The organism is Thalassolituus sp. UBA675 (assembly GCF_002297765.1).
In the GTDB taxonomy this organism is placed as follows: Bacteria; Pseudomonadota; Gammaproteobacteria; order Pseudomonadales; family Oceanobacteraceae; genus Thalassolituus.
In genome coordinates, this window is sequence record NZ_DBNJ01000032.1 from 40,141 (window position 1) to 65,552 (window position 25,412).

General features: G+C 50.4%; 25 protein-coding genes. 19 read left to right on the plus strand and 6 right to left on the minus strand.

The annotated features are described in order from the left end of the window. The first annotated feature begins 70 nt into the window (after positions 1-70). The 9 genes from B3007_RS14385 (at position 71) to urtE (ending at position 9,889) form a co-directional block, all read left to right on the plus strand. Complete coding sequence (locus tag B3007_RS14385) at positions 71-562, plus strand: hypothetical protein (protein ID WP_068442768.1); 492 nt, start codon at positions 71-73, stop codon at positions 560-562. Positions 563-593: 31 nt separating this feature from the next. Next, positions 594-1,154: a GNAT family N-acetyltransferase gene (locus B3007_RS14390; protein ID WP_297531523.1), complete on the plus strand. Its 561-nt coding sequence runs from the start codon at positions 594-596 to the stop codon at positions 1,152-1,154. Positions 1,155-1,391: 237 nt separating this feature from the next. Continuing rightward, positions 1,392-3,227: an allophanate hydrolase gene (gene atzF, locus B3007_RS14395; RefSeq protein WP_297531525.1), complete on the plus strand. Its 1,836-nt coding sequence runs from the start codon at positions 1,392-1,394 to the stop codon at positions 3,225-3,227. Between the two features lie 9 nt (positions 3,228-3,236). Continuing rightward, positions 3,237-3,917 (plus strand): GntR family transcriptional regulator, encoded by a 681-nt coding sequence (locus tag B3007_RS14400; RefSeq protein WP_297531527.1) that lies wholly within the window; start codon positions 3,237-3,239, stop codon positions 3,915-3,917. A gap of 268 nt (positions 3,918-4,185) precedes the next feature. Then, positions 4,186-5,472 carry an urea ABC transporter substrate-binding protein gene (gene urtA / locus B3007_RS14405; protein ID WP_414716229.1) on the plus strand — a complete coding sequence of 429 codons (1,287 nt, stop codon included), beginning with the start codon at positions 4,186-4,188 and terminating at the stop codon, positions 5,470-5,472. A 108-nt stretch (positions 5,473-5,580) separates the two neighbouring features. Next, entirely contained in the window at positions 5,581-7,206 is a 1,626-nt protein-coding gene (gene urtB / locus B3007_RS14410; RefSeq protein ID WP_301376936.1) for an urea ABC transporter permease subunit UrtB, read from the plus strand. Between the two features lie 82 nt (positions 7,207-7,288). Next, positions 7,289-8,425 (plus strand): urea ABC transporter permease subunit UrtC, encoded by a 1,137-nt coding sequence (gene urtC / locus B3007_RS14415; RefSeq protein WP_414716230.1) that lies wholly within the window; start codon positions 7,289-7,291, stop codon positions 8,423-8,425. Beyond that, positions 8,422-9,189, plus strand: coding sequence for an urea ABC transporter ATP-binding protein UrtD (gene urtD / locus B3007_RS14420; RefSeq protein WP_068442781.1), 768 nt, complete (start codon positions 8,422-8,424; stop codon positions 9,187-9,189). Before urtC ends, urtD begins: the two co-directional genes overlap by 4 nt. Before the next feature lies 1 nt (position 9,190). After that, positions 9,191-9,889, plus strand: coding sequence for an urea ABC transporter ATP-binding subunit UrtE (urtE, locus tag B3007_RS14425; RefSeq protein WP_301376934.1), 699 nt, complete (start codon positions 9,191-9,193; stop codon positions 9,887-9,889). A gap of 791 nt (positions 9,890-10,680) precedes the next feature. On the opposite strand, the gene B3007_RS14430 is transcribed toward urtE, so the two are convergent. Next, entirely contained in the window at positions 10,681-10,911 is a 231-nt protein-coding gene (locus B3007_RS14430) for an accessory factor UbiK family protein (RefSeq protein ID WP_068442784.1), read from the minus strand. Between the two features lie 320 nt (positions 10,912-11,231). On the opposite strand from B3007_RS14430, the gene B3007_RS14435 reads away from it, so the two are divergent. The 3 genes from B3007_RS14435 to B3007_RS14445 all read left to right on the plus strand — a co-directional run bounded on the left by B3007_RS14435 (position 11,232) and on the right by B3007_RS14445 (position 13,702). After that, complete coding sequence (locus tag B3007_RS14435; protein WP_301376931.1) at positions 11,232-11,969, plus strand: TorF family putative porin; 738 nt, start codon at positions 11,232-11,234, stop codon at positions 11,967-11,969. 71 nt (positions 11,970-12,040) lie between these two features. After that, the gene (gene glnK, locus B3007_RS14440; RefSeq protein WP_068442786.1) at positions 12,041-12,379 is read left to right on the plus strand and encodes a P-II family nitrogen regulator; all 339 of its coding nucleotides are present in this window, start codon (positions 12,041-12,043) and stop codon (positions 12,377-12,379) included. A gap of 45 nt (positions 12,380-12,424) precedes the next feature. Further along, positions 12,425-13,702: an ammonium transporter gene (locus B3007_RS14445; RefSeq protein ID WP_068442790.1), complete on the plus strand. Its 1,278-nt coding sequence runs from the start codon at positions 12,425-12,427 to the stop codon at positions 13,700-13,702. A gap of 393 nt (positions 13,703-14,095) precedes the next feature. On the opposite strand, the gene B3007_RS14450 is transcribed toward B3007_RS14445, so the two are convergent. Together B3007_RS14450 and B3007_RS14455 are read right to left on the minus strand one after the other, a co-directional pair. Next, positions 14,096-14,272 carry a PA3496 family putative envelope integrity protein gene (locus B3007_RS14450; protein ID WP_175607853.1) on the minus strand — a complete coding sequence of 59 codons (177 nt, stop codon included), beginning with the start codon at positions 14,270-14,272 and terminating at the stop codon, positions 14,096-14,098. 196 nt (positions 14,273-14,468) lie between these two features. Further along, positions 14,469-15,326 (minus strand): SIS domain-containing protein, encoded by an 858-nt coding sequence (locus B3007_RS14455; RefSeq protein WP_301376929.1) that lies wholly within the window; start codon positions 15,324-15,326, stop codon positions 14,469-14,471. A 133-nt stretch (positions 15,327-15,459) separates the two neighbouring features. Here B3007_RS14455 and uvrD point away from each other — a divergent pair, with 133 nt between their 5' ends. The 6 genes from uvrD to B3007_RS14485 all read left to right on the plus strand — a co-directional run bounded on the left by uvrD (position 15,460) and on the right by B3007_RS14485 (position 21,359). Then, positions 15,460-17,649 carry a DNA helicase II gene (gene uvrD, locus B3007_RS14460; protein ID WP_297531543.1) on the plus strand — a complete coding sequence of 730 codons (2,190 nt, stop codon included), beginning with the start codon at positions 15,460-15,462 and terminating at the stop codon, positions 17,647-17,649. 33 nt (positions 17,650-17,682) lie between these two features. Beyond that, entirely contained in the window at positions 17,683-18,771 is a 1,089-nt protein-coding gene (locus B3007_RS14465; RefSeq protein WP_301376926.1) for a TRAP transporter substrate-binding protein, read from the plus strand. 103 nt (positions 18,772-18,874) lie between these two features. Beyond that, positions 18,875-19,294, plus strand: coding sequence for a hypothetical protein (locus B3007_RS14470; protein ID WP_297531547.1), 420 nt, complete (start codon positions 18,875-18,877; stop codon positions 19,292-19,294). 2 nt (positions 19,295-19,296) lie between these two features. Continuing rightward, entirely contained in the window at positions 19,297-20,643 is a 1,347-nt protein-coding gene (locus B3007_RS14475; protein WP_301376925.1) for an Imm49 family immunity protein, read from the plus strand. 137 nt (positions 20,644-20,780) lie between these two features. Further along, complete coding sequence (locus B3007_RS14480) at positions 20,781-21,059, plus strand: damage-inducible protein J (RefSeq protein WP_297531551.1); 279 nt, start codon at positions 20,781-20,783, stop codon at positions 21,057-21,059. An 18-nt stretch (positions 21,060-21,077) separates the two neighbouring features. Beyond that, a complete protein-coding gene (locus B3007_RS14485; RefSeq protein ID WP_301376922.1) occupies positions 21,078-21,359 on the plus strand; it encodes a type II toxin-antitoxin system RelE/ParE family toxin in 282 nt (93 codons plus the stop codon). 239 nt (positions 21,360-21,598) lie between these two features. Here the strand turns inward: B3007_RS14485 and B3007_RS14490 are convergent, their stop codons facing one another. The 3 genes from B3007_RS14490 to B3007_RS14500 all read right to left on the minus strand — a co-directional run bounded on the left by B3007_RS14490 (position 21,599) and on the right by B3007_RS14500 (position 23,989). Next, a complete protein-coding gene (locus B3007_RS14490; RefSeq protein ID WP_076514218.1) occupies positions 21,599-21,994 on the minus strand; it encodes an acyl-CoA thioesterase in 396 nt (131 codons plus the stop codon). An 83-nt stretch (positions 21,995-22,077) separates the two neighbouring features. Next, complete coding sequence (locus tag B3007_RS14495; RefSeq protein WP_301181237.1) at positions 22,078-23,454, minus strand: TRAP transporter large permease; 1,377 nt, start codon at positions 23,452-23,454, stop codon at positions 22,078-22,080. Continuing rightward, entirely contained in the window at positions 23,447-23,989 is a 543-nt protein-coding gene (locus B3007_RS14500; protein ID WP_068434681.1) for a TRAP transporter small permease subunit, read from the minus strand. Before B3007_RS14500 ends, B3007_RS14495 begins: the two co-directional genes overlap by 8 nt. 293 nt (positions 23,990-24,282) lie before the next feature. Here B3007_RS14500 and B3007_RS14505 point away from each other — a divergent pair, with 293 nt between their 5' ends. Next, a complete protein-coding gene (locus tag B3007_RS14505) occupies positions 24,283-25,326 on the plus strand; it encodes a PstS family phosphate ABC transporter substrate-binding protein (RefSeq protein ID WP_301376919.1) in 1,044 nt (347 codons plus the stop codon). The last annotated feature ends 86 nt before the right edge of the window (positions 25,327-25,412 follow it).

The following is a 25,412-nucleotide window of genomic DNA, read 5'->3' on the forward strand; positions in this document are numbered from 1 at the left end:
TCACATTGAATAATCCGGCCTGAGCGTCCAGAATGCCGGCCTGAAATTAACGAGAATATGGCAGTTATTTGTGAGTAGTTCCCTTCCACCCATCATTGACGTCGAAGCCTCTGGATTTGGCCGGGGGAGTTTCCCCATCGAAATCGGCTTTGCTCTCGAAGACCGGGAAGTGCACAGCTATCTCATCAAGCCTGTCAGCCACTGGACGCACTGGTCAGAAGAGGCCGAAGCGATCCACGGCATCAGCCGCGACAAACTTGAGCAGGAAGGTCTGAGCATTCGTGATGTCGCCCTGCTGCTCAATGAGCACCTGTTCAATAAAACTCTCTACTCTGATGCATGGAGCTTTGACAGCTCATGGATTGGCCGCCTGTTCGAAGAAGCTGAGCTGGTCCAACGCTTTCGCATCGAAACCATCAACAAGCTACTGACCATGGAAGAAATGGAGCGCTGGGCAGACACTAAAAGCACACTCTGGAATGAGTTAGATGTCGACCGGCACCGTGCTGCCAATGATGTGAAAGTCCTTCAGGAAACCTTCAAGCGGGTAACGGGCAACTAAGGTGGGCCTGAGAGTCGAGTGCCTTTACGGCGTGGAAATAAGCCCGGTTCTTGAGGAACTTGCCGACCTGCGGATTCGGATATTCCGCGATTTTCCATACCTCTACGACGGCTCGGAAGATTACGAGCGTGCTTACCTCGCCACCTACACCAAGTGCCCTGACAGTATTGTGGTGCTTTGCTGGGAAGGCGACCATCTGGTTGGAGCATCGACCGGTCTACCCTTAGCGGCGGAAGTCGATGAGTTCAGAGCTCCGTTCCTGAAAGCGGGAATCAATGACAAGGCGTTATTCTACTGTGCTGAGTCTGTACTCCTGCCTGAGTATCGGGGTAAGGGAGTGTATCGACAGTTTTTTGATGCTCGGGAGAAGCATGCACGTGCCCTTGGGTTATCCGCCTGTGTCTTTTGCTCCGTGGTACGGCCCGATGATCATCCTTTACGCCCAGAGAACTACCAGTCACTTGATCCGATCTGGAAGCATATGGGCTATCAGCCTATGGCGGGTATTCGCACGTCTTTTGCCTGGAAAGACGTCGATGCATCGGGCGAGTCGACCAAACCTATGCAGTTCTATCTGAAAAACCTCTTCTGAAATCTGTGTTGCTCTTTAGTACGAGTTGGTGCAAATTGGTGCAATGCAGCTACATCGAGCTTTCTTCTAAAGCGCCATCCGTACTTTGTCTGACTTTCTGTTTGTGAGTTAGATGCTCTTATCTCGATAAACCCGTTAAAAATCATAATGTTATAGATTCCCCTGTCTTGCCTGACGAATCTGGCACAAGTGTCGCTACGAATCTTGTATACAAGTATGAATTCAATGGCGGTTGGCATGACAGAAGTAACGACAGGAATTGGCTGGAATCTGAACGATTGGGCCCGGGCATATAGGAATGGCGCTGATGTAGGTGAGCTTTTACTGGCCACCCGGAAAGCGATTGCTGCAGACGAGCTGGATACGAATGGATTGCCCCGCAATGGTAGCGCCTGGATTGCGCTAGCCAGCGAGGAACAGCTTACTAAACAAATAAGTTACCTCGAAAACCTGAAAGCTGCAGCGGACGATGAGGGCAGAAACCTTCCCCTTTTCGGTGTGCCGTTTGCCGTGAAAGATAATATTGATGCTGCGGACTTTCTCACCACGGCGGCGTGCCCTGAATATGCCTACGAGCCGGATGATGATGCTTTTGTTGTTCAGCTTCTGCGTAAGGCAGGTGCCATCGTTATGGGGAAAACCAATCTCGATCAGTTCGCAACCGGACTGGTTGGTACTCGCTCGCCATACGGTGCAGTGAACAACGTGTTTAATCCTGAGTATATTTCTGGCGGCTCAAGTTCTGGTTCTGCGACTGCGGTTGCAAAGGGCCAGGTGGCCTTTTCGCTCGGTACCGATACCGCTGGCTCTGGCCGGGTGCCTGCGGGCTTTAATCATATCGTCGGTTTAAAGGCGACTGTAGGCGCTATCAGTGCTTCGGGCGTTGTTCCAGCATGCCGAAGTCTTGATTGCGTTTCTGTCTTTGCGCTCAATAGCCGCGATGCCGAGCGCATTTATGAAATTGCTGCGCAATTCGATCCAGCAGATGGCTACGCCCGCTCACGTACTATGGTGCGTAATGAACGTATCCAGACATTGGGTATCCCTGCAGATGCACCATGGTTTGGAGATGACATACAAAAAGCGGCGTATGAAAAAGCCTGTGAGCAGGCTGTTGATGCAGGCTTCGATTTAAAAACAATCGACTTTACGCCCTTGTTTGAGCTGGCCAGCCTTTTATATCAGGGCCCATGGGTGGCCGAACGCTATGCGGCTGTCGGCGAGTTTCTGAAACGGGATTTACCGGGTATTAATCCGGTCGTAAAAAACATCATTGCTGGTGGCGTTAACGGTACGGCAGTGGATGCATTCAAAGCAGAGTATCGCCGCAAAGATCTGGTGCGCCAGATACAGAGTATTTTTAAAACAGTGGATGCGTTATTTGTTCCCACTGCTCCTCGATTTCCGACGATGGCAGACGTTGATGCCGCCCCGGTTGAGGTCAACAGTCAGTTAGGCACTTACACAAACTTCGTCAATCTGGCCGACTTATGTGCCTTGTCGTTGCCTGCGCATATGCGTACCGATGGTTTACCGTTTGGAGTTACTGTTATTGCACCTGGATGGCACGAGCTGGCTCTGACCAACTTTGCTGGCCAGTGGCAGTCACACCTTTGCTTAGCCGAAGCGCCTGTGATGCTGGGCAAAAAAGAAGATACTTCTGTAGTCGTTGCCGTTGTGGGTGCCCATCTGACCGGGATGCCTCTGAACCATCAGCTGACTAGTCGTCACGCGACCTTGTTGGAACAGACACTCACCGCCAACAAGTATCAGCTCTATGCTCTCGCAAATACAGTGCCTCCGAAGCCAGGTCTGGTGCGCCTTAACGAAGAGGATCTGAAGAGCGGCGAGGTTACAGGGAATCAATTAATCGTCGAGCTGTGGCGTTTAGATCAGGCGGCCTTTGGTTCTTTCGTTGAAGAAATTCCGCAGCCGCTTGGTATTGGAACTCTTGAGCTGGAAGACGGCCGTCTGGTGAAAGGCTTTATCTGCGAACCAGAGGCGGTGGCGAGCGCAACGGACATTAGTCATCTCGGCGGCTGGCGGGCCTATATCTCATCACTGAACGCATAAGGTCATGTTGTGAACCTTGCCGAGAAAGTATATCGACAGCTGAAAGAAGATATCTTCGACTTCAGAATGCTACCCGGAGATCGCTTCAGTGAAAGTGAAGTTGCAGAGCGTATGCAGGCCTCCCGGACACCTGTCAGGGAAGCGCTGTATCGCCTGGAGCGCGATGGGTATGTGCAGGTGTACTTCCGTAATGGTTGGCAGGTCAGGCCTTTTGACTTTCGGTATTTCGAAGAGCTCTACGATGTCCGCATTCTGCTGGAGTGTGAAGTGGTTCGCCGCCTGTGTATGGAATCAGACCGGGCGGAACGCTTAGCGGGACTGGTCACCATCTGGTGCTGCAAGCCCTCACAGAGGCAGGTTGATCCTGTTGATGTAGCGTTTCTGGATGAGGAATTTCACTTCGGACTATTGGAGTGTGGCCAGAACAAGCAAATGGAAGCCATTCATAAAGGCGTATGTGAGCGTCTGAGGATCGTAAGGCGCCTCGACTTTTATGAGCCTAGGCGTATACAGGCAACATACGATGAGCACAGTAGTATTCTCAGTGCGATTCTTTCGGCAGACAGCTCTCGTGCAACGCGAGATCTTACTAAACACATCGAGGTCAGTCGCAATACTGTTCGCGAAATAACAGTTCACAGAATTCAGGAAGCGCGACAACGATACTCCACCGACTTATCAAGGAAATAGATACGCACGCTTTCAAGGCAAAAAAAACAACTCGCTGAGCACTATTGGTGCGAATTATCTCCTCAAGACCGGAAATGCTCCTCTGGGGGGCACTCTTTGCCAGAAATTGCCGAAAAATAAGGCATGAAAACTGGTACGGCGATTGCTCTAACTAGATCGGTTTTATAGTTGCCCGCTCTTACACACCCCCAAGAGAAGAGTCGAGGCCGGACATAATCCTGACCATAAAAAGGAAATAATTATGAAAAAAGTAAGTCTCAAAACTCTGATGAAAGCGTCACAGATTGTTGGTATGACAGCGATGGCTGCAGGCGTAAGCATTGCGAATGCAGCAGATGACACCATTAAAGTCGGTGTCCTGCACTCTCTGTCGGGTACTATGGCAATTTCAGAAACTACTCTGAAAGACACTGTTCTTATGATGATCGAAGAACAGAATAAGAAGGGCGGCCTGCTAGGTAAAAAGCTTGAGCCAGTGGTTGTCGACCCAGCATCTAACTGGCCTCTGTTTGCAGAAAAAACCCGTGAACTTCTGGAAAAAGAAGACGTTGATGTGATCTTCGGTTGCTGGACTTCAGTATCCCGTAAATCGGTTCTGCCAGTTGTGGAAGAGCTGAATGGTCTGCTGTTCTACCCGGTTCAGTATGAAGGTGAAGAATCTTCTTACAACGTATTCTATACCGGTGCTGCGCCAAACCAGCAGGCGATTCCTGCGGTTGATTACCTGATCAACGATCTCGGCGTTGAGCGTTTTGTACTTGCAGGTACTGACTATGTATACCCTCGTACGACTAACAAGATTCTTGAGTCTTACCTGAAGTCTAAAGGTGTTGCTGAAAAAGACATTATGGTGAACTACACGCCGTTTGGTCACAGCGACTGGCAGACTATCGTATCGGATATTAAGAAATTCGGTGCCGCTGGTAAGAAAACGGCCGTTGTTTCTACCATTAACGGTGACGCGAACGTTCCTTTCTACAAAGAACTGGCTAACCAGGGCGTAGCGTCTGAAGAAATTCCAGTTGTTGCCTTCTCAGTAGGTGAAGAAGAGCTGTCAGGTTTTGATACTGAGCCACTGGTTGGTCACCTGGCTGCATGGAACTACTTCCAGAGTGCAGAAAGCGAAGCTAACGATGAGTTTATCGCAGCATGGCATAACTACATCGGCGATGAAGACCGTGTAACTAACGACCCAATGGAAGCGACTTACATCGGTTTCAGCATGTGGGCAGAAGCGGTTGAAAAAGCAGGCTCTGCAGAAGTGGATAAAGTACGCTCTGCGATGTACGGCATCGAAGTACCTAACCTGACTGGCGGTACGGCCGTAATGAACGAAAACCATCACCTGTCTAAGCCGGTACTGATTGGCGAGATTCAGGAAGATGGCCAGTTCGAAATCGTTTGGGCTACTGACGAAGAAGTGAAAGGTGATGCATGGACGGATTATCTGCCAGAAAGTGCAAACCTGATCTCAGACTGGACTGCACCTATTAACTGCGGAAACTACAACACCTCAACGAAAACCTGTGGTGGTTCGGCGGTTGCAGGCGAGTAATTCGCTGGCAGCGGAATAGAGTGCGGTAAAACGCGCTCTATCGCAGTTCGTAACAAGGACAGGCAGGGAAATTCTTTCCTGCTTCTCTCAAAATTCCCGGTGATAATTATGTTTTCTGTATTGATACGGACGGCCGTGCTGTTCGCATTTGTTTTGTATACTGTGGTGGTGGCAGGGGCTGAAGCATCACCTATGAAGCCCAACACAGCGTTGCATGCGATAGCTCAAGAATTAATCGATGCAGGGTATCGAGAAAAACAGGCATTAACAGAACGCCTGACGACCATCGATGACCCAAAAACTCTCGAATTTATGCAGGTTATGGTCGAAGGCGACCTGTATTACCGTAAAGACGATCGGGTCGTCGTTATTAATGACGATGATTCGGTGACGACATTTTTCAGTGGTGAAGAGGTCACTCTGGAAAGTAAACGCGATATCAAAAAAATCAGCGTAAATAATAAGCTACGTGTGTTGCTGAGAAACGGCATCGCACGCTTGCAGATTTTCTCAGATGATCCGGACATGCGCTTGCAGGCAGCGGTCAACTTACTGAAGTCTGCGGAAGATCTTGATCAGGCGACGCTTGATGAAGCGTTAGATAACGAAGAAAAAACAGACGTTCGTGACGTTCTTCTTCTGGTGAAGGGCATACGCCTGCTGGAAGCAGAGACCGAAAAAGAACGCATCGCAGGCGTGAAGCTTCTTTCAGGGTCACTTTACCCGGATGTTCGCGGTGCGTTGGCCAACTATCGCCGTGCTGCTGAAGCAGATTCCAGAACCGAGGAAATTCAGGCGGCAGACGAAGCACTCAAGAAAATCGAAAGCCTGCTGTCACTGAACAGCGTTGCTGAAAATCTCTATTTTGGCCTGGCTCTCGGTGCTGTGCTGCTCCTTGCGGCCATTGGTCTGGCGATTACATTTGGTGTGATGGGCGTGATCAATATGGCTCATGGCGAAATGATCATGCTGGGCGCCTACACAACCTACGTTGTTCAACAGTTGATGCCAGACCATATTGGCATGTCACTGGCCGTTGCTGTGCCTGCAGCATTTCTGGTGAGCGGTCTGGTGGGCGTCGCTATTGAGCGTGGTGTTATCCGCCATCTCTATGGCCGCCCATTGGAAACTCTGCTCGCCACCTTCGGTATCAGTCTGGTGCTGCAGCAGGCGGTACGCTCAATCTTCAGCCCGTTAAACCGTGAAGTAGCTACGCCCGACTGGATGGCGGGTACTTTCATGATTAATCCGGCGCTTGAACTGACCTTTAACCGTTTATACATCATTATTTTCAGCCTCCTGGTGCTCGCGTTGTTGGCATTAATACTTAAGCGAACCCTGTTCGGATTGCAGATGCGTGCAGTAACCATGAATCGTCCGATGGCGAGCTCTATGGGGATTCGCACTGGCTGGGTTGATGCACTGACGTTTGGCCTGGGCTCAGGTATCGCCGGTATTGCAGGTGTTGCCCTGTCACAGTTGACTAACGTTGGGCCAAACATGGGTCAGGCGTACATTATCGACTCATTTATGGTTGTCGTGTTCGGTGGTGTAGGCAACCTGTGGGGCACTTTGGTCGGTGCTATGTCTCTGGGTGTTGTGAATAAACTGCTGGAGCCGTGGGCCGGTGCCGTCGTCGCAAAAATTCTCGTACTGATATTTATTATTCTGTTTATCCAGAAGCGTCCTCGTGGGTTGTTTGCCCTCAAGGGTCGTGCTGCGGATATGGGTTAAGGAGCGCATAATGAAACAGGAAATTAAAGGCGGTCCACTTACCCGGTTGATTATGAACGATGTCGCTGGCCGTCGCATGATGATGATCATTCTTGCGATTGCCATCATCGTACCTTTCTGCAACCTGGTATTCCCGGAAGGATCGGCCCTGCACGTATCTACCTACACAATGACTCTGTTAGGTAAGTATCTTTGCTACGCACTACTCGCAGTATCCGTTGATTTAATCTGGGGATATTGCGGAATTTTAAGCCTGGGTCACGGGGCATTTTTTGCGCTTGGCGGTTATGCGATGGGCATGTATCTGATGCGTCAGATCGGCGACCGTGGTGTCTATGCTAATCCTGATCTGCCAGATTTTATGGTGTTCCTGAACTGGACAGAGCTGCCATGGTACTGGTTCGGTTTTGATCAGTTCTGGTTTGCTATGGTGATGGTTCTCGCCGTACCGGGTATTCTGGCGTTCGTCTTTGGTGCATTGGCATTCCGTTCGCGGGTTACCGGGGTCTACCTTTCCATTATTACCCAGGCGCTGACGTATGCCCTGATGTTGGCGTTCTTCCGTAACGATATGGGCTTCGGTGGTAATAACGGCCTGACTGACTTTAAGGATATTTTAGGCTTTGATCTACAGGCTGATTCGACGCGTGCCGCGCTTTTCTTTGCCTCAGGTATTGCTTTGATTCTCGGTTATTTAATCAGCCGCTTTATCGTGACCTCTAAGCTCGGACGAGTTCTGGTCGCAATCAGAGACAGTGAGTCACGGGCGCGATTCTTAGGTTATCGCGTTGAATGGTACAAGCTGTTTGTGTTTGTCGTCTCAGCGATGCTGGCAGGCGTAGCGGGTGCCTTATATGTTCCTCAGGTTGGCATTATCAATCCGGGTGAGTTTGCTCCGATTAATTCAATCGAGATGATTATCTGGGTAGCCGTCGGTGGTCGTGGAACCTTGTTTGGCGCCGTCATCGGGGCCGTACTGGTGAACTACGCCAAGACCTATTTTACCGGTGCTTTTGCCGAACTGTGGCTGTTTATGCTGGGTGGTTTGTTTGTATTGACGACTCTGTATCTGCCAAAAGGTGTCGTTGGTTTGTGGGCACAAATGAAAGACAAATTTATGTCTTCTGGCGGTGGTGGTAACAGTGGAATCACTACAGGTTCGAGCTCTGGAAAAAGTAGCGATCAGAAGACCAGCAAAGAAGCGGAGGGTAATGCATGAGCCTCGCAAAAACGAAACATATCGAGCAGCCGACCGTTCTGTATATGGATGGTGTGAGCGTCAGTTTTGATGGCTTCAAGGCTTTAAACTCCCTGTCGCTCTTTATCGAACCAGGAGAAATGCGCGCAATTATCGGCCCGAACGGTGCCGGTAAAACTACCATGATGGATGTCATCACAGGCAAGACCCGCCCCGACGAAGGGACGATTCTGTTTAATGATGAGCTCGACCTGACGCGTTACGATGAAGCGCAGGTAGCGAATATGGGCGTTGGTCGTAAGTTTCAGAAACCAAGCGTGATTGAGAGCCTGACAGTATTCGAAAACCTCGAAATGTCGTTAAAAGGTGGTCGCTCAGTCTGGCAGGCGCTGACCCATAAACTGACGGGCGCAAAGCAGGATAAAATCGACGAAATTCTATCCATGATTGACCTGAAAGATCGCCTCTACGAAGACGCGGGTAGCTTGTCGCATGGCCAGAAACAGTGGCTTGAAATCGGCATGTTGTTAGGTCAGGAGCCTGAACTGCTCTTGATTGATGAACCTGCTGCCGGAATGACCGACGAAGAAACGATGAAAACGGCTGAGCTGTTTAAAGAGCTTTCAAAGAAACACTCTTTAATGGTGGTCGAGCACGACATGGACTTTATTGAAGCCCTGGATTGTCGTGTGACGGTACTGCACGAGGGCTCGGTACTCGCCGAAGGCAGTCTGGCGAATGTGAAGAATAACCAGCAGGTTATCGAAGTGTATCTGGGGCGCTGATATGTTGAATGTAACGGATTTAAATGTTTCTTACGGTGCTAGTCAGGCGCTTTACAACGTCAGCCTTAACGCAGACGTGGGCAAAGTGACCTGTGTTCTGGGACGTAATGGTGTTGGTAAAACCACCCTGATGAAATCACTGGCCGGGCACCTTGCACCGGGGTCGGGTGATATCACCTGGGACGGAAAAAGCATTATAAAACTCGCGCCCTATGACCGCGCGAAACAGGGGATTGCGTTTGTACCCCAGGGTCGGGACATCTTTCCGCAGCTGACGGTAGAAGAAAATCTTCAGACCGCGTTTTCAGCGGTGCCGCGCTCCCAGCGTTTTATCGACCCGGAAGTCTTTTCGCTTTTTCCTGTGTTGCAGCAGATGCTCAAACGTCGTGGTGGTGACCTCTCGGGTGGTCAGCAACAGCAGCTAGCGATTGCTCGAGCACTGTTATTACGCCCGAAAATGTTGATTCTTGATGAACCAACCGAGGGTATTCAGCCATCGATTATTAAAGACATTGGTCGCGTCATTAAACTGCTTCGTGATCGCGGTGATATGGCGATTGTTCTTGTTGAACAGTACCTCGATTTTGCCAAAGAACTCGCTGATGAATTTATTATTCTTGAGCGGGGGAGAGTAGTGAGTCAGGGGACGGGTGAAGAGCTTGAACACTCCGAGGAAGCGAAGGAGCTTCTGGCTATTTAACAGTAGCCGCTAGTTTATGTGGCCGCCGATTCTGTAGCCGCTAGCGCGGTCTGACTTTTTTGGCTGTCGCCAGGGTTTTATTGCCCTGTTTGGGGATTGCATCCCCGGGCGGGCAGCCCCTCCCCTGCTTCGCACTTTCTGGGCCTTAGTTCTGATATTTACTGGCTTTTCCGGCAACCGGCTCCGGCGGGCACCCATGCCCGTATGGAGCCTCGTTCGGCATCCTGCCTCTCGTTGCCTTCAAAGCTGGCGTAAATTTCAGCGGCCCCAGAGGCGCAGAATTTTACCCTCAATATCGTATTTCAAAATCTGATTGGCCCTACCGTAAAAGTGTGTGGTGGATATTGCTCACCAGGCTGTGTTGCAGTTAAACCTATCTAATTAAGAAAGATACTTTCGCGGGCTGGTAATTGCGCCTCTGGGGCCGCCGAGCAGAATGATGAGAAGCCCGCATGGCCCCGGCATGGATGCCGGGCAAGGGGCTGGCAGCAGGGATGCTGCATTGGCCCGTTGCGAGGGTTCTCAAGTTCTGTGAAGGAAACACGGCCCAGAAAGCGCGAAGCAGGGGAGGGGCTGCCCGCCCGGGGATGCAATCCCCAAACAGGGCATTAAAGCCCTGGCGGCAGCCAAAAAAGCCAGCCCGCGCTAGCGGCAACTCAACTGGCCATCAGACCTTAGCGGCAGCTAAAGAAGTTACCCCGCGCCAGCGGCTACTACCACAGCGGCCCGCAGAATCAGCGGCCAAAAACAAAAAAGCGGCCATCAGGCCGCTTAATCAAAGCATCAGAAGATCACTCTGCTTCTAACTTAGCAACACGCTCTTCAAGCTCCGCCAGTCGTGCACTGGTACGACGCAGAACTTCTGCCTGCACGTCGAATTCTTCCCGGGTCACCAGGTTGGCGTTAGTGATCAGGCTCTGCAGTTGAGACTGAAGTGCCAGCTTCAGGTCAGATGACAGGCTGGCAAACGGGCTCTTTTCCAGCATTTCTTCGAGCCGGCTCTTAATCGCATCGGGTTTCATAATTTACCTCCGGAAGGGTTTTGGCGCAGTGTACCAGAAAGGGCAAAGGGGATAATTTCAAATGCTGCACCCAAACAGTGCAAACCGTCAGAAGGGTGTGCAATAAATGGGTGCTGGTTTTGGCTGCGTGCCCTCTTTTGGTTGCGTCAATGACTGTAAAAGTCCGCATACTTTTACTAAGTTATTGATTTAAAAGGGTGTATCAAAAGTTGGCACACACCCTGCTATAACCGAGTGACAGAAAGATATCGGTGCGAATTGCCCATATCGACCAAATTGAAAGATCAACAGCTAAAAAAACCGTAATAGGAAAAAGAACGATGAAAAAACTGACTAAAGCAATCGCTCTCGCTGGTGTAATGACTACAGGTCTGACTGGTGCTCAACTGGCTCAAGCTGAAGTAGATGTGTCTGCATCTGCGGCAGTTGCGAGCATGTACCTGTGGCGTGGCCAGGACCTGGGTAACGGTGATGCTGCCGTATCTGGTGACATTACGCTTTCATCTGGTGGTGCTTACGCTGGTATGTGGACTTCTAGCGGTGATAGCGCAGCTGGAAACGAATACGACCTGTATGTAGGTTACGGTGGTGAAATGGAAGGTTTCTCCTACGACGTATCTGTTGTGACTTACGTTTACCCAAGCGCGGGTAACTTCTCTTACGTAGACACTACCGATGAAGATGGTAACGGCATTGCAGATGTTCTGGAGTCTGAGCAAGACACTAGCGGAAACACTTTTGATCTGTCTGAGCTGATCGTATCTCTTGGTTACGAAGGTGCGTCTTTCTCTTACTACTACCCAGTATCAAGCAACCCTAACGACTATAGCTACCTGACGCTGGGTTACGGCATGGGTGCTTTCAGTGCAATGGCTGGTATCACTATGGTTGAAGATGATGCAGGCGAAGACGCTGGCTACACTCACCTGGACCTGAGCTACGCATACAACGACAACCTGTCTTTCACTGCGAGCAAGGTTGTTGCTGAAGACGAAGAAGACTCTTACGACGACGATCTGAAGTTTGTTGTTTCTTACAGCCTGCCTATCGACATGTAAAAAGCATACAATAGCCCGTGCCCCCGCACGGGCTATCTGTAACCTTATCTAAAAATTGAAAGGGGTTTTCTATGAAACTCATTACTGCTGTTGTTAAGCCGTTTAAGCTTGACGATGTTCGTGAATCACTGTCTGAGATCGGTGTTCAGGGCATCACAGTGACTGAAGTAAAAGGCTTCGGTCGCCAGAAAGGCCACACTGAACTGTACCGTGGCGCTGAATACGTGGTGGACTTCCTGCCTAAAGTAAAAATTGAAGTAGCGGTTGCTGAAGATCTGACTGAAAAAGTTATCGAAGCAATCACCAAAGCTGCGAACACCGGCAAGATCGGCGACGGTAAAATTTTCGTCACCAGCCTCGAGCAGGTTATTCGTATCCGTACTGGCGAAACTGGCGCAGACGCGCTGTAAGACGTCCGACCACTACATAACAGAGCCTGATGCGGGGGGCTTATAATGGAATCGAATCTTAATCATATTTTTGAACTTCAGTTCGCCATGGACACCTTTTATTTCCTGGTGTGTGGCGCGCTGGTAATGTGGATGGCGGCAGGTTTCGCCATGCTGGAAGCGGGTCTGGTCCGCTCTAAAAATACCACTGAAATTCTGACCAAAAACGTTGCCCTGTTCTCGATCTCGTGCACCATGTACCTGATCTGTGGTTACGAACTGATGTACGGCGGCGGTTACTTCCTGTCTGGTGTGACTACTGTTGCTGGCATGGACGACGCTGCAATCGCAGGTGTTCTGGCGGCTTCTAACGAATCTGGTTTCGGTGACATGGGCGAGTACGCTGGTGCATCTGACTTCTTCTTCCAGGTTGTCTTCGTAGCGACTGCAATGTCTATCGTTTCTGGTGCGGTTGCTGAGCGTATGAAGCTGTGGGCTTTCCTGGCATTCGCTGTTGTAATGACTGGTTTCATCTATCCTATGGAAGGCTCATGGACCTGGAATGGTGACTCTGTATTCGGTCTGTACGAACTGAGCTACTCTGACTATGCAGGTTCAGGCATCGTTCACATGGCGGGTGCTGCTGCCGCTCTGGCTGGTGTTCTTCTGCTGGGCGCTCGTAAGGGCAAATATGGTCCTAACGGTGAAGTTCGCGCTATTCCTGGTGCAAACCTGCCGCTGGCGACTCTGGGTATGTTCATCCTGTGGATGGGTTGGTTCGGCTTCAACGGTGGTTCTACTCTGAAACTGGGTGGTATCGCAGTTGCAAACGAAGTTGCTAACGTATTCCTGAACACTAACGCTGCTGCATCAGGCGGTCTGATTGCTGCCCTGATTACTGGTTACATCCTGTTCCGTAAGGCTGACCTGACTATGGCTCTGAACGGTGCTCTGGCTGGTCTGGTTGCGATCACTGCTGAGCCTGCTGATCCATCACCTTTCCTGGCAACTCTGATCGGTGCTGCGGGTGGTGTTCTGGTAGTTCTGTCTATCCTGACCCTCGACAAGCTGAAGATCGACGATCCAGTAGGTGCGATCTCTGTACACGGTGTTGTTGGTGTATGGGGTATCTTCGCAGTACTGCTGTCTGACGCTGATGCTACCTTCATGGGACAGCTGGTTGGTACTCTGACTATCTTCATCTGGGTATTCGTAACTTCTCTGATCGTTTGGGGCGTACTCAAGGCCATCATGGGTCTGCGCGTCAGCGAAGAGCAGGAATACGAAGGTGTTGATATTGCTGAGTGTGGTATGGAAGCGTACCCAGAGTTCACTTCTAAGTAAGTTGAACCTCAGCTGGCAAGGATGCCAAAACGAAGAACCGGCCAACTGGCCGGTTTTTTTATGTCTGTTATTTTTAGCACAGGGTTGATCAGCGAGTATTTAAAGGCGATCAATTAACGACAGAAGAATGCTTAAACGGAGCGGTTGGAATCAACCTGTAAACCACTGTGGGAGTGAATCAGCCGAAGGCTATTTAGCGAATACCGTAGCCGCAAAAACCATCGCCATTAGCCAGGCAAGCTGGCTGAATAGCTCCCACAAACGAACTCTGGATCTCAGGGAGCGAATCAATCTGAGTTCGCTCTCTGGCTAGTAAAAATGCCGAGTTTGGCTGATGAAAATATTCAGGCAAAAAAAAGCAGCCGGTTGGCTGCTTTCTCTATTGCGGACTGATCAGTCGAAGTAATAAGCTTCGAGGTCTTTTTCCAGACGCTTCCGCTCTAAGTGTGCCTCAATGGCCCGGCGGGAGATTAATTTCTTAGAAGCGTGCGCCTCTTTGTTAACAACAACATTACCGTTTTCGTCGAACGATACGGTTTCTTCAGAAGTATAATCTTTAGCGGTTTCCATAGTGTTTTTCCCTCTGGGATTCACAAGTCCGGTTGCGATTCTGCTTATTTTTGTTTACAGACAGATTACAGGAACTGACTGATAAGCCAACCGGTTTATTCAGCCAAACTCACTAACTGGGCGTTATTGTCCTAATTCCACTGTTGGGTAGTTTATTACTGAGTGTCGGTTTGAATAGTTCTGTTTCAGGCGGGCCTTAATGATCCCCTTCAGATCGCAAAGACCGGATGCTTTGTTTGATCGCATTAAGATGGTTGGCAAAGTCGGGGCCACGACGTTGCGTGACGGCAACCGCCAACATATCAATCACCATGAGGTGAGCAATACGGGAAGTCATCGGCGTAAATTGGTCGGTGTCTTCTTCGATATTAATATGAATCGGCAGGTCTGCGGCGTTACTGACCGGAGTATTCTGAGGAGCCAGACTAACGACTACGGCGCCATGTTTCTGCGCCAGTTTAATCGAATGCATAAGATCCAGAGTGCGGCCGCTCTGCGAAATAGCAACGACAACGTCTTTATCCCCGAGAGTGACGGCTGACATAGACTGCATATGAGGGTCACTGTATGCTGCGGTGGCGACTTGCAAGCGGAAAAATTTATGCTGGGCGTCGGTAGCAACGGCTCCTGATGCGCCAAATCCGTAGAACTCCACCCGCATCGCACTGCTCATGGCCTGGGCTGCGTCTGCAACCTGAGTGGGCAGTAGCTGAGATTTGACCTGATACAGCCTCTGGATCGTTGTGTCGGCAATCTTGGTGCAGATATCGTCAATGCTGTCGTCTTCGGCAATCGCGAACTGCCCAAGGTTATTGGCCACCGCGGTTTCCTGAGCAATACGTACCTTGAACTCCTGGAAACCGTTACAACCAATTGCACGACAGAAGCGCACGATGGTTGGTTCGCTGACCTGGGCTTCCTGAGCCAAGTCGACAATGCGCATATGCATCACTTGCTCTGGTTCGGCGAGAACAAAGTCTGCGACTTTGATTTCTGATTTGCGCAGAGACGACCGGGCGCTGGCGATTTCTTTCAGAATGGGCTGATTTTTCACGTACGTTCCAGAGCTCAGGTGTCAGAGTCTGATTATACGAAATTCACTCTCCTTAGCCATGGGACTTATGACGACGTATAAGCCCACAGTAAGTGTTCAGGGCGCGTGAAACATTCTGGTAGACTTGGTGCCCATGGATATATCGCTTCTTATTGATCAGCTGAATGACGGTCAGCGCAACGCTGTATGCGCTAATTCTCCACATCAGCTTGTACTCGCAGGTGCCGGTTCGGGTAAGACCCGTGTACTGGTGCACCGTATCGCCTGGTTATTGAAGGTAGAGAACGTCTCGCCTTTCTCTGTCATGGCGGTCACCTTCACCAATAAAGCCGCTCGTGAGATGCGTACCCGCATCGAGCAGGTACTTAATGAGCCATCGAATGGCTTGTGGGTAGGGACCTTTCATGGTCTGGCGCACCGTCTGCTGAAACAGCATTGGCGTGAAGCGAAACTGCCGCAGTATTTTCAGATACTCGACAGCGATGATCAGGTGCGTCTGATCAAACGCCTGATGAAAGAACACAATATCGACGACAGCCGCTATCCGCCGAAGCAGATACAGTGGTACATCAATGGCCAGAAAGACGAAGGTCGTCGTGCTGCGCATGTAATTCCCTCTGCCGATCCGTTTACGCGTCAGTTGCATGAGTTCTACTACATCTACGAAGAACACTGTCAGCGCAACGGGCTGGTCGACTTTGGTGAAATCCTTCTGCGAGCCCACGAACTCTGGTTAGAAAACCCGGAGCTGCTGGCGCATTACCAAAGCCGCTTCCGTAATATTCTGGTCGACGAATTCCAGGATACCAACAACATCCAGTACGCATGGATTCGCTTGCTTGCGGGCAATACCGTCTCTGTCATGGTCGTCGGCGATGATGACCAGTCGATTTACGGCTGGCGCGGTGCCAATGTCGGTAATATCCGCGCATTTCAGGAAGACTTTCCCGGCGCTGAAATGATCAAGCTCGAGCAGAACTACCGTTCGACGGCAAACATTCTGGCCGCGGCGAATGCGGTGATCTCGAACAACAGTGGACGCCTCGGTAAAGAGCTGCGTACGGATGATGAAGACGGCGAGCAGATCTCGCTCTATGCCGCATTCAATGAACAGGATGAAGCACGTTACATTGCTGATCTGGTCGATGAATGGGCACGAGCAGGTCGGGCCCGTACGGATATGGCCGTGCTGTATCGCTCGAATGCACAGTCGCGCACGCTGGAAGAAGCATTTCTGCGTTCAGGTATTCCTTACCGTATTTATGGCGGCCAGCGCTTCTATGAACGTCTGGAAATTAAAAATGCCCTCGCTTATCTGCGCCTACTGTTAACCCGTGAAGATGACGGCGCCGTGGAACGTGTGATTAATGTTCCTGCACGTTCTATTGGCGAAAAAACCGTTGAATCATTGCGCGCCATTGCTCGTGATGAAGGCTGCTCTCTCTGGCAGGCGCTGCATAAAGCTCTGGAGCATAACAGTCTTCCTAAACGTGCCTCTGGGGCCGTTCAGGGGTTTATTGATCTGATTGAAGAGCTCGCGGTTGGTGCAGAAGATCTGCCCCTCCACGAGCTGGTCGATAATGTTATCCAGCAGTCTGGGTTGATTGACCACCACAGAAAAGAAAAGGGTGAGAAGGGGCAGGCCCGGATCGATAACCTCGAAGAGCTGGTGACCGCTGCGCGCCAGTTTGAACCCGATTTTATTGACGATGAAGAGGAAGACGAATCTGCGTTAGCGCGCTTCCTCGACAGCGCTGCACTCGAAGCCGGTGAAGGTCAGGCGGATGAATACGATGACGCAGTGCAACTGATGACCCTTCACTCGGCCAAGGGTCTGGAATTTCCGCAGGTCGTTCTGGCGGGCGTCGAAGAAGGTCTCTTCCCTCACAAAATGTCCATGGACGAAGCGGAAGGCCTCGAAGAAGAGCGTCGTCTTGCTTATGTTGGCATTACCCGCGCGATGGAAAAGCTCATTATTACCTACGCCGAAAGTCGCCGCCTGCATGGCCAGGAAAACTTCAGCACACCGTCACGTTTTATTCGCGAGATACCTTCTGAGCTGGTGTCTGAAGTACGCTTGAAAAATAGCGTCAGTCGCCCGTTGTCGGCACGAACCTCTAAGCCGTCCTCGTTCGGACAGCCCGACTTTGTTCAGGAGCAATACCCCTACAGCCTTGGGCAGCGGGTCTTTCATGAAATGTTTGGTGAAGGCACGGTGATGCAGTTTGAAGGGCAGGGTGCGGGATTACGGGTTCAGGTGAATTTTGATGATGCTGGCAGCAAGTGGTTAGTAGCCAGTTTTGCAAAACTAGAAGCGTGTTAAACGCGCACAAAATAATAAAGGCAGGAGATCCCAATGAAACGACTGTTAGTGATGGTGGCGGCAGCACTCGTGCTGAGCGCATGTAATAAGGACTGTGAACCTCAGGCAGGAGCCTCGGGCGCCGAGCCAGCAAAAACGTTCAAATGGAAACTGGTGACCTCCTGGCCTAAGAACTTTCCGGGTCTGGGTACAGCACCAGAACGTTTTGCCGAGCAGGTCGAGCAACTGTCGGGTGGCCGTTTAACCATTAAAGTGTATGGCGCTGGTGAACTCGTGCCTGCGTTGCAGGTGTTTGATGCTGTATCGCAGGGCACTGCGGAAATGGGTCATAGTGGCGCTTACTACTGGAAGGGCAAAGCGTCTGCTGCGCAATTTTTCACCTCTGTTCCGTTTGGTTTAACTGCACAGGAAATGAACGGCTGGATTCAATACGGTGGCGGTCAGGCCCTGTGGGAAGAAGTCTATGCGCCGTTTAACCTGCTGCCATTACCGGGCGGTAATACCGGTGTGCAGATGGGCGGCTGGTTTAACAAAGAAATCAACAGCGTGGATGATCTGAAAGGCCTGAAAATGCGAATTCCGGGCTTAGGCGGAGAAGTACTGGCACGCGCTGGTGGTACGCCAGTGACTCTTCCAGGCGGTGAAATCTTCACCTCCCTGCAGACGGGCACCATCGACGCAACCGAGTGGGTTGGCCCATACAATGATCTGGCCTTTGGACTTTATAAGGTGGCTGAGCATTACTACTACCCGGGCTGGCACGAGCCTGGTTCCATGATGGAATTCACCATCAATAAAGATGCTTTTGCTGAATTGCCAGCTGACCTTCAGGCCATCGTCCGTATCACCGCCAAAGCGATTAACGAAGACATGCTCGCGGAATACACTACCCGTAATCAGGCGGCATTGATCGAACTGAAAGAAAAACACGGTGTAGACGTGCGTGAATTCCCGGCGGATGTGCTCGACAAACTTCAGACATTATCTGATGAAGTCGTTGCTGAGGTTGCAGGCGCTGACCCACTTTCTCAGAAAGTATACGACTCCTACAAAGCCTACCGTGATCAAGTGAAGGCTTACCATGCAGTGAGCGAGCAGGCGTATATTAACGCCAGAGATTGATTGCTCGTAACTTTGTCATCTCTTATCAAATAAACCCGGAATAGTCCGGGTTTATTTTTATCGTGCTGGTGAAGAAGTCCGTGCGAATGGTGAGCCCGCAGATGTGATTAATGCTATTAATCAGGAGTTGGGTGAAAAGTCTGAACTGCTGACTAGGAATTTGCTTGAATCCCGAGGATTTACTCAGTTGGATGGTGGTAAGTACAATACCGTCAATGGATTTGATCATGTATTTATTACAGAAATCGACGGCGTTGAGCATGTCATGATTGTTGATACCAAACAGCTTAAGAACGGTTCTGCTGCTCTTGCGAATACGAATAATGGTGTGCAGATGTCCCGTCAGTGGGTCGATAACGTCCTGGAAAATCTCGATTATGACGGAGATATGGCACAGGCTAATTTGTTACTGAAGAGCAAGATCGATTCTGCTAAAACCAATGGAACTTTACTCAAAGGTGTCGCAGGCTTGGATAAGAAGACTGGTGAATTTTCTGTTGTTAAGCTCGATGAGATTTTTTAATAATGAATTTGTCAAATAACGTTATTGTCAAGATGAATCTGGCAGTACAGGATTTATCAAGATATGTTGACGGATATGCTGATTCAACGATCTCGTATATGGGAGAAAATGGCGGAGCAAGACTGGTACATTTCGGTAATGTGTATCGAGGGTGCTCTCTGCATGCACTGCTCTTGAAAAAGGATAGCCATCTCGCACGGGTTTATGCTTTTAGACATTGTTACTTGAATACCGCAGCATTCCATTTTCACCCCGAGCAGCGTCCTGGTTATGCCAGTGAGGTATTCTGGGCGCTGCTGAGTGGACATCATGAAATCCTTCATTGGATCACTCAATATTTTGCCAATGAATTGGTGCTTGTCAGTAAGGGCATCTCGAAGTGTTTTATCCCGGGGACCTATCAACATCTGTACATGGTGTTGCATTACGCACTTCTTAAAGATTGGGAGCGTGTCGCTCAGGAGGCTGAGGCGGCCATTGAGCATGGAAAGTTCGAATATGCGTCTATGGGGATTGATTACGAGTTCTATCTGGCGCTGGCCTCTCAAGACCCAGAGAGAATGGAAAGTGCCTTAAAAGAGCTATGCAAGAATAAGCACCTTAAGAAACGAAATGGTGAACTGACATTTTCAGCCATAAAAGACGTCATCTATGGCTGGGGTTTCATTTATACCAAGCTTGCTCATCTGAATGGTTTTGAGATCGACCCCGAGTGCGACTACGTTCCGATGGAGCTTATCAGGCTTGGGTCACTTCCTGCGGAAGCACACACTCATGACTTTAAGTGCATGGATGACTTTGATATTTGGAAGCCGATTAATCGTGACACAGCCATGTACATCGCTAATGTCGATCAGTTGTCGCCCGCCAAACCCGGCGAGCCACCGCTGACGATTCATCAACAAGCAGAGCGAATTCGCCTATACACGCGTACAGAGAATAACTCTGATGAAGCTAAACATGCCCGCAAGCTCCATGAAGCTCAGTACGCACTGACCAAAAGTATGCTATCGAGCCGGGGGTGGGAATGGGTACCTTTCCCGGAAATCAAAGATGCGCGGGGTTTTGATTTGTTAATGACATCTCAGGATGAAGACGGCCAGACGATGACGTTAATCATCGGGCTTAATGAGATCGATGATGGTGGTGTGCAGCTGTATTTTAATAAAAAGAAAGCCATGCAGTTTTCGCCTGAGTGGTATCAGCCGATTCTTGCTGCGCTTCCTGATGATTGCCAGGCTAAGAAGTTACTGACGTCAGAGACTCTTATCACTACCGCCGTTGCAGGGCTGGACAAGGTTGATCAGGAATTCAAACTTATCAAAGTTAAGAATGAGTTGAACTTGTAGAGAAGCTAAGCCTGAAATTCGATAGCGATGCGGCTTGGGTTAGCCGGCTGATGGCCCTTGCCTTGTGATGATCTTTGATCCTGTGCTAACGTCTGTGTGTACATTTTCGATTTGTATGTATAGAAGAGAAGCTCAGGATGGACACCCGTATACAGTTCCGAGTTGATGAAGAGACAAAACGTCTGGCCCAGTTAATGGCCGAAAGTCAGGGGCGTACGCTAAGTGATGCTTGCAGGGAGCTCACTGAGCAGCTGGCTGAACAGCAACGCAAGGTAATGACTCACGACCAGTGGCTGACAGAGCAGGTTAATGCTGCCTTCAGTAAGCTAGAAAGTGATCAGGCTGAGTTTGTCAGCCATGATGAGGCACGTCTGGAAATGGAAGTCCGGAAGAACCGAATCAGGAATATAGGCTAATTAAAATAAGGGATAGATATGATCGTTTGGGAAAAAAACTCACTGGACGATCGTGAGCGCATTTTTGAATATCTCTATGCGTTTAATCCATTAGCCGCAGATAAGACGGATGCGATAATTGAGTCGAAGGTCGAAAACCTGATGCAGCAACCATTGATGGGAGTGGAAAAGGAAGGGTTACCGGGCAGATTCTTGATCATCCCAGAGGTATCAATGATTGTTTTGTATTTCCTGAAAGAGAACACCATCCACGTTCTTCGTGTCTTACATCAGAAACAAAAATTCCCCGACCACAATTGATTCATAATGCAGTGCTGCAAACGCAAGCGCCTAGTCAGCATTTTTGGGGGGCTATGTAGGCGCGGAGCTTCTCCCCGCTTGGCGGTTAACGCCAGTTGATCGCGAATAGCCTCCGGCTGATTCGCTCCCACAGATACTTATTAGCTGATTTACTCCCACAGATAACTTAAGGCTGATTTGCTCCCTCAGAGACTTATTAGCTGACTTGCTCCAAGAGGAGCACTCTTACCGCGGTACTCTTATCTGGGTACTTCTCTGATTCGTCCCGTCCCATCAATTGCCACGTACACAAACACTGCATCCACAACCTTGCGCTCGGCGGATTCTGTCGGGTTGCGGGTCCAGGCTTCAACGGCGATGCGGATGGATGAGGTGCCAATCTCTAACAGGCGGGTGTAGATGCATACTTCGGCGCCAAGACGGATTGGCGACATAAACACAACGGATTCCATCGCGACGTTGGCGATGCGCCCCTGGGCGATCCGGCTGGCGTCTGACTCTGCGGCATGGTCCATCTGAGCAACGACCCAGCCACCGCTGATATCACCGTGGATATTGCAGTCGGCACGGGTTGGCAGCAGCTTTAAGGTCAGGCTGCCTTCAGGTGACGGTTGGTTGTCTTCGGTCTTTTCCATGCGGACATCGGCTTTTATTATTCTGTTGGTTGCAAATTGTACCGCATGGCGTGCCAATGTATAGGGTGCGGGGCCTCTTTCGTCTAACCGTATATCTGATCGGGTAACCATGTTGCCAGTTCAGGGAACACGGCCAGTAATCCCAGAACAGCCACCTGAATAACAATAAACGGAATAACGCCTTTGTAGAGCGTCCGGGTGGGCAGCTCGGGCGGCGCGACGCCGCGTAAATAGAAGAGCGCGAAACCAAACGGTGGCGTGAGGAATGACGTCTGCAGGTTGATGGCGATCATAATGCCAAGCCATACCGGGTCAATGCCCATGACGAGTAATACCGGGGCGACAATCGGCACGACTACGAAGGTAATTTCGATAAAGTCGAGAATAAAGCCCAGCAGAAAGATCACCAGCATCACCAGCAACATGGCAGAGAAAACACCGCCGGGCAGATCATTAAATACTTCATGGACCAGCTCTTCGCCGCCAAAGCCACGGAACACCAGCGAGAACAGAGCTGCGCCAATAAAGATCAGGAAGATCATGCTGGTGACCTGCAGGGTTGCATCCATGACTTCGCGCAGGCGCTGCAGGCTGAACTGACCGTATGCGATGGCCAGAACGAGTGAGCCAAAAGCACCGATCCCTGCAGCTTCTGTTGGCGTCGCTTTACCGGTCAAAATGGAGCCGAGAACAGCGACAATCAGCAGCAGTGGAGGCAGAAGGCCTTTGAGTAATTCGAATATAAAGGCTGGCGCCAGGGGCTCGCGGTCCTGAACCGCTGGAGCAGCTTCGGGCTTAAATATGGCCACAATGCTGGTGTAAATAAAATAGCCGAGTACCAGTATTAATCCGGGGATAAGAGCACCCACAAACAGGTCGGCAACGGAGACAGTTTCTGGCGAAAATATGCCCATCTTGAGCTGCGCCTGCTGATAGGCACTGGATAACACATCGCCGAGAATAATGAGCGCAGTCGATGGTGGAATGATCTGACCGAGTGTCCCTGTGGCACATATAGTGCCGCTCGCCAGTGATGGGCTATAACCATTGCGCAGCATCGCGGGTAATGAGATCAGCCCCATGGTGACCACGGTTGCGCCGACGATACCTGTGCTGGCCGCCAGCAGCATGCCGACAATGATCACGGAGAAACCCAGACCACCCCGTACCGGGCCAAATAACAGGCCTAAATTGCGGAGCAACTGCTCCGCGATCTTCGACTTCTCCAGCATTACCCCCATAAAAACGAATAGGGGCACAGCGACGAGTATCTGGTTAGACAGAATACCGAACATGCGGTTCGGCATGGCATTAAGAAAGGCCGGGTCAAAGGTGCCGGTTAATAAACCAATACCCGCGAAGAGCAGTGAAGTCCCTGCCAGCGTGAAGGCCACCGGGAAACCACACATAAGGACCAGACAGACAACGGCAAACAGCACAAGAGGCATAAACTCAGCCATGGTGATTTGCCTCGCTGCTGTCGTTGGTATTTATGTCGGAATCAGTGTTCAGCCCAGTAAAAGTGCGCAGTAGTTCAGCGATGGCTTGCAGAATCAGGGTGACAGGTAAGACCACAATTAAGGTTTTCAGAAGATATATAAAAGGCAGGCCTGCGGCCTCCTGAGAGCGTTCGCGGATCGCCCAGGCATTGCCGACGTATTCCCAACTCGCCCAAAGTAGAAACAGACTGGTCGGCAATACCAGAAGAAGAATGCCAAGTCGTTCAACCCATCGACGGCGCTCTTCTGTCCAGCCCCGGTAAAATACGTCAACGCGTACATGTCCGCCTTGTTGCCAGGTGTAGGCGGCGCCCAGCATGAACAAAGATGCGTGCAGGTACATCACGCCTTCCTGCAGGGCAATGGATGGCATATCAAACAGGTAGCGCAGAACAACAACAGAACAGGTAGCCAGCACCATAAAGAGTGACAACCAGCGGGTTACCCGGCCGGTGGCCGATGTAAAACGATCAATCAGGCGTATTAACTGTGACATCCCTTATGACATCCCTTGTGATATCGCTGTGGAGCAGGGTAATGGAACCCGGATAGTAGACGGGGCGGGAGTATATCAGGGTCGGCGGCCCCTCAGTAGCGAGAACTCAGTAGCGAGAACTCTGTGGGGGCTGGGCGCAGCAGTGTCGAGGTCGGGTGTAATATAACTGTCATGTGGGTGTAACAAATTGCCGCTTTGTCACATTTCTGTAATATACCATCCTGATAATGGCCAGCATCCGAAATCAAGTGACTCAGGCATACAACATGCCACACAACATGAAGGACACTCTCATGAAAAAAGTACTTCTGACTGGTGCCGCTCTGCTGGCAACCATGACTGGCTCAAACGCTTACGCTGAGCGTGATTACATCAGCATCGTAGGCTCTTCTACTGTTTACCCGTTCTCTACTGTTGTTGCTGAGCGCTTCGGTAAGTCCTCAAGCTTCCCTACACCAAAAGTTGAGTCTACCGGTTCAGGCGGTGGTATGAAGCTGTTCTGTCAGGGCGTTGGCGCGAACACGCCTGATATCACTAACGCTTCTCGTGCGATTAAGCAGTCTGAAATCGATCTGTGTGCAGAAAACGGCGTTAAAGACATCGTTGAAGTGATGGTCGGTTACGACGGTATTGTACTGGCCGGCAGCAACGAAGCACCACAGTACGAACTGACTCGTAAAGACATCTTCCTGGCTCTGGCGAAAGTCGTTCCAGCGCAAGACGGTTCTGAAACTCTGATCGACAACCCATACAAGACCTGGAAAGACGTTAACCCAACACTTCCAGCGAAGAAAATTGAAGTGCTTGGCCCGCCACCAACGTCTGGTACCCGCGACGCGTTTGTTGAACTCGCTATGGAAGGCGGTTGTAAGAAATTCCCGTTCATCAAAGAGATGAAGAAAACAGATAAGAGCAAGTACAAAGCTCTGTGTCACGGTATCCGTGAGGACGGTGCGTACGTAGAAGCAGGTGAGAACGACAACCTGATCGTTCAGAAACTGGTAGCAAACCCAGACGCGCTTGGCATCTTCGGTTACAGCTTCCTGGAGCAGAACGCTGACAAAGTACACGGTTCTATCGTTGAAGGTCAGGCGCCAGAGTTCGACGCAATCTCTGACGGTTCTTACCCAGTAAGCCGTTCACTGTACTTCTATGTTAAGAAAGCACACGTTGGCGTGATTCCTGGCATTGAAGAGTACCTGGCTGAGTTCGTATCTGACAAAGCAATGGGCGAATATGGCTACCTCGCAGACAAGGGCATGATCCCAATGACTGAAGAGGAATATGAAAAAGTGGTTGATACTGTCGAGAATCTGAAGACAATCTCCGCTAAATAAGACAGACAGTTGTCTGTTGAAAGCCGGGCGTGCGAATGCACTCCCGGTTTTTGTGCATTCAAAACACTTACTGACAGAAGTAACCC

What these genes read in the sequence shown, in the direction of transcription:
- B3007_RS14445 (WP_068442790.1), top strand. Translation starts at nt 12,425, where the DNA reads ATGGAATCGAATCTTAATCATATTTTTGAACTTCAGTTCGCCATGGAC.
- B3007_RS14465 (WP_301376926.1), top strand. Translation starts at nt 17,683, where the DNA reads ATGAAACGACTGTTAGTGATGGTGGCGGCAGCACTCGTGCTGAGCGCA.
- B3007_RS14490 (WP_076514218.1), bottom strand. Translation starts at nt 21,994, where the DNA reads ATGGAAAAGACCGAAGACAACCAACCGTCACCTGAAGGCAGCCTGACC.
- atzF (WP_297531525.1), top strand. Translation starts at nt 1,392, where the DNA reads ATGACAGAAGTAACGACAGGAATTGGCTGGAATCTGAACGATTGGGCC.
- urtE (WP_301376934.1), top strand. Translation starts at nt 9,191, where the DNA reads ATGTTGAATGTAACGGATTTAAATGTTTCTTACGGTGCTAGTCAGGCG.
- B3007_RS14450 (WP_175607853.1), bottom strand. Translation starts at nt 14,272, where the DNA reads ATGGAAACCGCTAAAGATTATACTTCTGAAGAAACCGTATCGTTCGAC.
- urtA (WP_414716229.1), top strand. Translation starts at nt 4,186, where the DNA reads ATGAAAGCGTCACAGATTGTTGGTATGACAGCGATGGCTGCAGGCGTA.
- B3007_RS14435 (WP_301376931.1), top strand. Translation starts at nt 11,232, where the DNA reads ATGAAAAAACTGACTAAAGCAATCGCTCTCGCTGGTGTAATGACTACA.
- urtC (WP_414716230.1), top strand. Translation starts at nt 7,289, where the DNA reads ATGATCATTCTTGCGATTGCCATCATCGTACCTTTCTGCAACCTGGTA.
- urtB (WP_301376936.1), top strand. Translation starts at nt 5,581, where the DNA reads ATGTTTTCTGTATTGATACGGACGGCCGTGCTGTTCGCATTTGTTTTG.
- B3007_RS14475 (WP_301376925.1), top strand. Translation starts at nt 19,297, where the DNA reads ATGAATTTGTCAAATAACGTTATTGTCAAGATGAATCTGGCAGTACAG.
- B3007_RS14430 (WP_068442784.1), bottom strand. Translation starts at nt 10,911, where the DNA reads ATGAAACCCGATGCGATTAAGAGCCGGCTCGAAGAAATGCTGGAAAAG.
- uvrD (WP_297531543.1), top strand. Translation starts at nt 15,460, where the DNA reads ATGGATATATCGCTTCTTATTGATCAGCTGAATGACGGTCAGCGCAAC.
- B3007_RS14485 (WP_301376922.1), top strand. Translation starts at nt 21,078, where the DNA reads ATGATCGTTTGGGAAAAAAACTCACTGGACGATCGTGAGCGCATTTTT.
- B3007_RS14480 (WP_297531551.1), top strand. Translation starts at nt 20,781, where the DNA reads ATGGACACCCGTATACAGTTCCGAGTTGATGAAGAGACAAAACGTCTG.
- B3007_RS14500 (WP_068434681.1), bottom strand. Translation starts at nt 23,989, where the DNA reads ATGTCACAGTTAATACGCCTGATTGATCGTTTTACATCGGCCACCGGC.
- B3007_RS14495 (WP_301181237.1), bottom strand. Translation starts at nt 23,454, where the DNA reads ATGGCTGAGTTTATGCCTCTTGTGCTGTTTGCCGTTGTCTGTCTGGTC.
- urtD (WP_068442781.1), top strand. Translation starts at nt 8,422, where the DNA reads ATGAGCCTCGCAAAAACGAAACATATCGAGCAGCCGACCGTTCTGTAT.
- glnK (WP_068442786.1), top strand. Translation starts at nt 12,041, where the DNA reads ATGAAACTCATTACTGCTGTTGTTAAGCCGTTTAAGCTTGACGATGTT.
- B3007_RS14505 (WP_301376919.1), top strand. Translation starts at nt 24,283, where the DNA reads ATGAAAAAAGTACTTCTGACTGGTGCCGCTCTGCTGGCAACCATGACT.